Raw genomic sequence first — 7,887 nt, forward strand, 5'->3', positions numbered from 1 at the left:
GAGTGGCAGTCGCGCGCCAGCGAACCGGCGGGCCGGCCGCCGCAGTGGATGCGCCGGCCGATGAGATACACGTCCCGCGCACTGCAGGCGCGGTGCACGTACAGCCCGAGCAAGTCGTTGCGGTCCAGGGCGTGGCCGGGGTCGAACTCGACGCGGTACCAGACGCCGCCGTCCTGCCGCGGGTTGGTCTCGCTCCAGTCGTCGGGCAGCGCCACCGTGATGGCGGCCGGGTCGCCCTCGGGGAAGCGCTCGGCGCTGCCGGCCACCGCCAGGGCCTGCGTGATCAGCTGGGTCGAGGGAGGCGCGGCCGACGTCGCGCCGCTCCAGGCCAGCAGCGCGACGAGAGCGCAGCGCGCCAGGGTGCGGAGCAGGGCGGTGCAAGGCATCGCCGGGCATTGTGCAGGATGGCTGCGGCGCCCGAGCGGTCGGATGCCACGCTCGCGCCCGGCTTGGCGCCACAATGCCGGCTTTGCGCCCACCCTTGCCGCCGTGATCCTTCGCCACGCCTTCATTCCGCCCGACAACGCGCGGCTGGCCCACCTGTGCGGCAGCCTCGACGAGCACCTGCGCAGCATCGAAGCCGCGCTCGACGTGACCATCTCGCGGCGCAACGAGTCGTTCCGTGTCGAGGGCGGCAAGCGCCAGGCCGAGCGGGCGGTGGCGCTGCTGCAGTCGCTGTACGACCGGGCGCGGCGGGTGATTCCCGCCGAGCAGGTGCAACTGGCGATCGTGGAAGCGATGTCCGACCTGAAGGCGCCTGCCTTGCGCACCGCGACCGCGGCCGACGCGCCGCCCACCGACGACGACGGCGAGCGCGAGATCGTGCTGCACACGCGCCGCAGCGACCTCACCGGGCGCACGCCCAACCAGGTGACCTACCTGCGCAACATCCTCTCGCACGATATCACCTTCGGCATCGGCCCGGCCGGCACCGGCAAGACCTTCCTCGCCGTGGCCTGCGCGGTCGACGCGCTGGAGCGCAGCCAGGTGCAGCGCATCATCCTCACGCGCCCGGCGGTCGAGGCAGGCGAGCGCCTCGGCTTCCTGCCCGGCGACCTGTCACAGAAGGTCGACCCCTACCTGCGGCCGCTGTACGACGCGCTGTACGACCTGATGGGCTTCGACCGCGTGACCAAGGCCTTCGAGAAGGGAACGCTGGAGATCGCGCCGCTGGCGTTCATGCGCGGCCGCACGCTCAACCATGCCTTCGTGATCCTCGACGAGGCGCAGAACACCACGCCCGAGCAGATGAAGATGTTCCTTACCCGCATCGGCTTCGGCGCCAAGGCGGTGGTCACCGGCGACGTCAGCCAGATCGATCTGCCCAAGGGCATGCCCAGCGGCCTGGTCGACGCCGAGCGCGTGCTGCGCCGCGTGCGCGGCATCGCCACCACCCGCTTCACCTCGGCCGACGTGGTGCGGCATCCGCTGGTGGCGCGCATCGTCGAAGCCTACGACGCGGCGCGTGCCGACGAGCGCTGAGATGGCCGAAGCCCGCCCCGCGCTCTCGCTGTCGCTGCAGTTCGCCGACGCCCGCCATCGCGACCGGCTGCCACGCCACAAGGTGGCGCGCTGGATGCGCGCGGCACTCGGGGCGCCGGCGGAGATTGCCGTGCGCATCGTCGACGCCGATGAAGGCCGTGCGCTGAACCGCGACTACCGCGGCAAGGACTACGCCACCAACGTGCTGACCTTCGACTATGCACGCGAGCCCGTCGTGCAGGCCGACCTGGTGCTGTGCGCGCCGGTGGTCGAGCGCGAGGCGCACGAGCAGGGCAAGGCCATCGAGGCGCACTACGCCCACCTGCTCGTGCACGGCACCTTGCACGCGCAAGGCTACGACCACGAGCGCTCGCGCGACGCCCGGGTGATGGAAGCACGCGAGCGGGAGATCCTCGCGGCGCTCGGCTTCGCCGATCCTTACGTCGACGGGCGAGCCGACTGAGCCGGCGCCGCGGCGCGCGCCGGCAGCAGCACCGAGGCGATCGCCGCCAGCATCAGCACGATCGCGGCGAAGTCCTGCCAGTGCAGCTGTTCGTTCAGCCACCAGGCGCCCGACAGCGTGCCCAGCACCGGTATCAGCATCACCGACAGCGTCGAGGCCACCGGTGGCAGTGCGCGGGCGAGGTAGAGCCACACCGGCTGCGCGAAGCCGAAGATCAGCACGGCGTTGAAGACGATCGTCGCCCACACCTCCGGCGACGGCATCTGCCAGCGCGGCTGCTCGAAGGCGGCGGCCAGCAGCGTCATCACGAGCGTGGTGACCACCGTCATCCAGAACACGATGGCCAGCGTCGGTGCCGTCATCCGTGTGCGGCGCAGCTGCTGCGTGCCCAGCGCCCACACCGCGGCCGACACCAGCATGCCGCCGGCTGCCCAGGGCTTGCCGGCCATGCGGCCGAGCTCGTGCCACAGCAGCAGCGCCACGCCGATCGCCGCGGCGGCCACGCCGGCGAGCTGCCGGCCCGACAGCCGCTGGCCGAACAGCGCCATGCCCCACAGCGCCGAGAACACCGGCATGGTGTAGCCGAGGATGGCGGCGCGGCCGGACGACAGCGCCTGCACCGAGACGATCGCCAGCACATGCCAGACGATCATGTTGGTGAAGGTCAGCCTGGCCAGCTCGGGCCACTGGCTGCGCTCGATCGCCAGCGGGATGCGCATCGCGCGCACGGCGAGGTAGAGCACCGGCAGCCCCAGCCACATCGACAGCGCGCGGAAGGACAGCGGTGGGAAGTGGGTGACGCCGAACTTCATGATCGGCCAGTTCAGGCCCCACACCAGCGTGAGCAGCGCCAGCAGCACGAGCTGCCGCGCACTGAAGTGCGCGCCGCTCAATGCCGGCTGCCCAGGTAGTTCTTGCGCCAGAAGAACAGGCTCAGCCCGATGCCCAGCACCAGCATGATGCCGGCGGCGATCCAGAAGCCGGTGGCGCTGTGGATCAGCGGCAGGGCGTCGAAATTCATCCCGAAGAAGCCGGTGACCAGGTTCAGCGGCAGGAAGATCGCCGTCAGCACGGTCAGCGTGCGCATGATCGAGTTGGTGCGGTGGCTCTGCGCCGAGAAGTGCATCTGCACCGCGGTCTCGGCGGAGTTCTCGAGCCGGCGCACGTGGGCCAGAACGCGCTCGATGTGCTCGACCACGTCACGCGAGCGCAGGCGCAGCATCTCGCGCTCGCGGCGCCCCGCCGCTTCGATCTCGTCGGGCCACTCGTCGAGCGCGTCGATCCACTCGACCAGGGCGCTGCGCTGGTCCTCGCAGGTGTCTTCCAGCAGGTGCAGCGCGTTGCGTGACTCGAGCAGCAGCTGCCAGTTGCGGAAGCCGCCGCTGGGTCGGAACAGCTCGTTCTGCAGGTGCGTGAACTGCCGCGTCAGCAGGCGGCGCAGCTCGAGGTAGCTGTCGACCATGTGGTTGACCATGCGCAGCATCAGGTCGGCCGGGCTGCTCGGCAGACGCGGGCCGCCGCGCGCCTCGCCGGGCTGCGCCTGCTGCTGCAGCCGCGCGGCGAAGTAGTCGCGCACCAGGCAGTCGGTCGGGTGCACGGTCAGCAGCACGCGGTCGAATACCGCGAAGCCCACCGGGCTGGTGTCGATGGCCTCCAGCGCCTGTCGCGCCGAGGCGATCGTGCCCTGGCTGTCGTCGATGAAGCTGCCGGTCGTGCCTGCGCCTGCGGCCAGCCGCCGGAATACCAGCAGGTCATAGCCCGAGGTGGTGTCGAAGTGCGAGGGCAGCTGGTTGTTCAGCAGGTCGGAGACGTGCAGGTCGACCAGGTTGCCGCCGGTCCAGGTGGCGAGCCGGCCCTGGATCGTCGCGATCTGCACCTCGAACTCGCGCCGCGCCGCGCCGACCCACAGGTAGCCGGCGGCCGGCAGTGCCTCGGGCAGGGCGTCGAGCTCGGTGAACTGCTCGCCGCGGACGTGGAAGACGCGCATGGGGTCTTGCGCGCCGGGCCTCAGGCGGCCTTGAGCAGCCGCGCGGCGTCGCGCGCGAAGTAGGTCAGCACGCCGTCGGCGCCTGCGCGCTTGAAGCCCAGCAGGCTTTCCATCATCACCGCGTCGTGGTCGAGCCAGCCGTTGGCGGCCGCGGCCTTGAGCATCGCGTACTCGCCGCTGACCTGGTAGGCGAAGGTCGGCACGCGAAACTCGTCTTTCACGCGGCGCACGATGTCGAGGTAGGGCATGCCGGGCTTGACCATCACCATGTCGGCGCCCTCGGCGATATCCAGCGCCACCTCGCGCAGCGCCTCGTCGGTGTTGCCGGGGTCCATCTGGTAGACCTTCTTGTTGCTCTTGCCGAGGTTCGCGGCCGAGCCCACCGCATCGCGGAACGGGCCGTAGAAGGCGCTGGCGTACTTGGCGCTGTAGGCCATGATCCTGGTGTGGATCCTGCCGCGCGATTCGAGTGCAGCTCGAATCGCCCCGATCCGGCCGTCCATCATGTCGCTGGGCGCCACGATGTCGACGCCGGCTTCGGCCTGCACCAGCGCCTGCTTCGTCAGCACCGCCACCGTCTCGTCGTTGAGGATGTAGCCGGTGTCATCCAGCAGGCCGTCCTGGCCGTGCGAGGTGAACGGGTCCAGCGCCACGTCGGTCATCACGCCGAGCTCGGGAAAGCGCCTCTTCAGCTCGCGCACGACGGTGGGCACCAGGCCTTCCGGGTTGAGCGCCTCGCGGCCGTCCTCGAACTTGAGCTTCTGGTCGATCACCGGGAACAGCGCCATGACCGGAATGCCGAGGTTCACGCAGTCTTCGGCCACCGGCAGCAGGCGGTCGAGGCTCAGGCGCTGCACGCCGGGCATCGAGCCCACGTCCTGCACCTGGTTCTGCCCGGCGAGCACGAACACCGGCAGGATCAGGTCGCTCGGGTGAAGCCGGTGCTCACGCACCAGCTCGCGGGTGAAGGCATCGCGGCGCAGGCGTCGCGGGCGGCTGGCGGGGTAGGGCGGCGGCGTCTGCATGGCTCTTTTCGTGAAGTGGGAGCTATGCACAAGTGTTCACAGCGCCCAGATGTGCGTGCTAAAGTTACAAGTGAATGATATCCGCAAGGGTATCGTTCCCTGCTTTTCCTCCCTGAGCAGGTGCCTTACCGTGATGACAGCGATAAGGCTTTTTGAGCCCCGGCCCCGGCCGGGGCTTTTTCTTGGGCCGGGCCGTGGCCGGCATGTCGCGATAATCGGCCGATGCTCTGGGTCAAAGCCTTTCACATCGTCTTCGTGGCCGCCTGGTTTGCCGGCCTGTTCTACCTGCCGCGGATCTTCGTGAACCTCGCCGCCGTGCCGGCCGACAGCCATGCCGAGCGCGAGCGCCTGCTGCTGATGGCGCGCCGCCTGTACCGTTTCTCGGGCATCCTGATGATCCCGGCCCTGGTACTGGGCCTGCTGCTGTGGCTGTACTACGGCATCGGCAAAGGGCCGGGCAACGGCTGGATGCACGCCAAGCTGCTGCTGGTGGTCGGGACGATCGGCTACCACCACTTCTGCGGCCGCGTGCTGCGCCAGTTCGAGCAGTTCGCCAACCGGCGCAGCGAGCGCTGGTTCCGCGTCTTCAACGAAGTGACCGTGCTGCTGTTCGCCGCCATCGTCGTGCTGGTGGTGGTCAAGCCCTTCTGAGGACACGAAAGGGGCGGCCGTGAACCGCCAGCGCAGCTCCGCCGTGCCGCTGGCCTGGCTGGCCGCCGGGCTGATCGTCTACGCCAGCCTCTACCCGTTCGGCGAGTGGCGGGCGTCGGGCCAGCCACCGTGGCAGTTCCTGGCACTGGCCTGGCCGCGCTACTGGACGGCCTTCGACCTGCTCGCCAATCTGCTGGGCTACCTGCCGCTCGGCGCGCTGGTCTGCGTGGCGATGTCGCGAGCCGGAAGGACGCCGGGCGCGAGCGTTCTCGCGGCGGTTCTGGCCGGCGCCGTGCTCTCGCTGGCGATGGAGTGGTTGCAGAACTACCTGCCGCGGCGCGTGCCGTCGAACCTCGACCTGGCGATGAACGTGGCCGGAAGCGCGGTGGGTGCAGTGCTGGCCAGGACGGCCGATCGGCTCGGCGGCGTGAGCCGGTGGCAGGCGGTGCGCGAGCGCTGGTTCATCGCTGGCAGCGCGGGCGGGCTGGCGCTGCTGGTGCTGTGGCCGGTGGCGCTGCTGTTCCCGACGCCGGTGCCGCTCGGTGTGGGGCAGGTGCTGCCGCGGTTGCAGGAGGGCCTGCAGTGGGCGCTCGAGGGCAGCCCGGTGCTGCCCTCGCTGGCCCCATGGCTCGATGCCCAACTGCCCTACCAGCCGCTGGGCGCCGGCCAGGAACTCGCCACGGTGGCGCTGGGCCTGCTGGCGCCGTGCATGGTGGCACTGTCGGTGTCGCGGCCCGGCTGGCGGCGCCCGGCGCTGGTGGCCGGCGCGGTGCTGCTGGGCGCCGGCGCGACCACGTTGTCGACCGCCATGAATTTCGGACCGCAGCATGCCCTGGCCTGGCGCACGCCCAACGCCGAGGCTGGCTTCGCGCTCGGGGCGATACTGGCACTGGCCGCCGCGGCCCTGCCGCGCCGCGCCGCGGCGGGTATCGGCCTGGTGGCCCTGTCGGCCCTGGTCGCGCTGGTCGCCCACGCCCCGGCCGACCCCTACTTCGCGCAGAGTCTGCAGGCCTGGGAGCAGGGGCGGTTCATCCACTTTCACGGCGCCGCGCAGTGGGTGGGCTGGCTGTGGCCGTACGCCACCCTGGTCTACCTGCTCACGCGCGTGGCTGCACGGGGCGACGACTGAGCGCCTCCTAGAATCGCATCATGAGCTATTACCAGCGGCACATCTTCTTCTGCCTGAACCAGCGCGACAACGGCGAGGACGCCTGCGCCCAGCACGGCGCGAAGGACGGCTTCGATCGCTGCAAGGCGCGCATCAAGGCCGAAGGCCTGGCCGGCCCGGGCGGCGTGCGCGTCAACAAGGCCGGCTGCCTCGACCGCTGCGCCGGCGGGCCGGTGGCCGTGGTCTACCCGGAAGCCGTCTGGTACACCTACGTCGACCAGTCCGACATCGACGAGATCGTCGACCGACACCTCAAGCGCGGCGAAGTGGTCGAGCGGCTGCTGCTGCCGCCCGGCGTCGGCCGGTGAACAGCCAGACCGTCCGCCAGCTCGTGCCCGGGCCGGCGGGGGCGATCGAATGCGCGATCGACGCGCCGGCCACGGCCGAGCGCGGTGTCGCCGTGATCTGCCATCCGCACCCGCAGCACGGCGGCACCATGGACAACAAGGTGGCGCAGACCCTCGCGCGAGCCGCGGTGGCGCTCGGCTGGCGCAGCGTTCGCTTCAACTTCCGCGGCGTCGGTGCCTCCGAAGGGGCGTGGGACGAGGGCCGCGGCGAGATCGACGACGCGCTGGCCGTGATCGCCGCCATGCGCCGCGACGGCGAGCCGCTGCTGCTGGCCGGTTTCTCCTTCGGCGCCTATGTCGCGTCGCAGGCCGCCTCGCGGCTGCCCGACGATGCCAGGCCGCAGCGGCTGGCGCTGGTGGGCCCTTCCACGCAGAAGCAGCAACTGCCCGCGGTGCCGGCCGACACCGTGGTGATCCATGGCGAAGTCGACGACGTGGTGCCGCTGTCGGCCACGCTCGACTGGGCGCGGCCGCTGGCCCTTCCGGTGATCGTGTTTCCCGGCACCGGCCACTTCTTCCATGGCCAGCTCGGGCTGCTGAAGAACGTGCTCATGCAGCAGCTGCGAATCGTGGCCGATTGAAACCAACCTGAACCTTCGGGCCCGGGCGTGCTCGGACCCCTGCCCTTTCGATTTCCCATACCTCCGATGAAGAGACTCGCTTCCTGGCTGGCTGTGCTGGCCTTTGCCGTTCCGTTCGCTACCCCCACGACCGCTCAGGCCCAGATGCCGCAGCCGCCCGAGGTGGCGGCCAAGAGCTACCTG

Annotated in this window: 9 protein-coding genes and 1 pseudogene; 6 read left to right on the plus strand and 4 right to left on the minus strand. The window is 70.4% G+C overall.

Features of this window, described 5'->3' with window-relative positions; translation table 11 throughout:
- Positions 1 to 386: pseudogene (locus tag AB7U92_RS17420) on the minus strand (sensor histidine kinase); the annotation flags it as partial.
- 103 nt (positions 387 to 489) lie between these two features.
- On the opposite strand from AB7U92_RS17420, the gene AB7U92_RS17425 reads away from it, so the two are divergent.
- Together AB7U92_RS17425 and ybeY are read left to right on the plus strand one after the other, a co-directional pair.
- Positions 490 to 1,482, plus strand: a complete 993-nt coding sequence (locus AB7U92_RS17425) for a PhoH family protein (RefSeq protein WP_428579664.1) — start codon at positions 490 to 492, stop codon at positions 1,480 to 1,482.
- Position 1,483: 1 nt separating this feature from the next.
- The gene (gene ybeY / locus AB7U92_RS17430; protein ID WP_428579667.1) at positions 1,484 to 1,945 is read left to right on the plus strand and encodes an rRNA maturation RNase YbeY; all 462 of its coding nucleotides are present in this window, start codon (positions 1,484 to 1,486) and stop codon (positions 1,943 to 1,945) included.
- Here ybeY and AB7U92_RS17435 read toward each other — a convergent pair.
- The 3 genes from AB7U92_RS17435 to hemB are packed head-to-tail and all read right to left on the minus strand — an operon-like array spanning position 1,921 to position 4,957.
- Positions 1,921 to 2,838, minus strand: a complete 918-nt coding sequence (locus tag AB7U92_RS17435; protein ID WP_428579670.1) for a DMT family transporter — start codon at positions 2,836 to 2,838, stop codon at positions 1,921 to 1,923. The genes ybeY and AB7U92_RS17435 overlap by 25 nt on opposite strands.
- On the minus strand, positions 2,835 to 3,932 hold the full coding sequence (locus AB7U92_RS17440; protein WP_428579673.1) for a magnesium transporter CorA family protein: 1,098 nt from the start codon (positions 3,930 to 3,932) through the stop codon (positions 2,835 to 2,837). Before AB7U92_RS17440 ends, AB7U92_RS17435 begins: the two co-directional genes overlap by 4 nt.
- Before the next feature lie 20 nt (positions 3,933 to 3,952).
- A complete protein-coding gene (gene hemB, locus AB7U92_RS17445) occupies positions 3,953 to 4,957 on the minus strand; it encodes a porphobilinogen synthase (protein ID WP_428579676.1) in 1,005 nt (334 codons plus the stop codon).
- A 222-nt stretch (positions 4,958 to 5,179) separates the two neighbouring features.
- On the opposite strand from hemB, the gene AB7U92_RS17450 reads away from it, so the two are divergent.
- From AB7U92_RS17450 to AB7U92_RS17465, 4 genes are read left to right on the plus strand one after another with little or no spacing between them, the layout of a single operon-like run.
- Entirely contained in the window at positions 5,180 to 5,608 is a 429-nt protein-coding gene (locus AB7U92_RS17450) for a CopD family protein (protein ID WP_428579679.1), read from the plus strand.
- Positions 5,609 to 5,627: 19 nt separating this feature from the next.
- On the plus strand, positions 5,628 to 6,737 hold the full coding sequence (locus AB7U92_RS17455; RefSeq protein ID WP_428579682.1) for a VanZ family protein: 1,110 nt from the start codon (positions 5,628 to 5,630) through the stop codon (positions 6,735 to 6,737).
- 20 nt (positions 6,738 to 6,757) lie between these two features.
- Positions 6,758 to 7,084, plus strand: coding sequence for a (2Fe-2S) ferredoxin domain-containing protein (locus tag AB7U92_RS17460; RefSeq protein ID WP_428579684.1), 327 nt, complete (start codon positions 6,758 to 6,760; stop codon positions 7,082 to 7,084).
- Complete coding sequence (locus tag AB7U92_RS17465; RefSeq protein ID WP_428579687.1) at positions 7,081 to 7,704, plus strand: alpha/beta hydrolase; 624 nt, start codon at positions 7,081 to 7,083, stop codon at positions 7,702 to 7,704. The genes AB7U92_RS17460 and AB7U92_RS17465 overlap by 4 nt, the downstream gene beginning before the upstream one ends.
- The last annotated feature ends 183 nt before the right edge of the window (positions 7,705 to 7,887 follow it).

Source organism: Piscinibacter sp., assembly GCF_050175855.1.
GTDB lineage: Bacteria > Pseudomonadota > Gammaproteobacteria > Burkholderiales > Burkholderiaceae_C > Piscinibacter.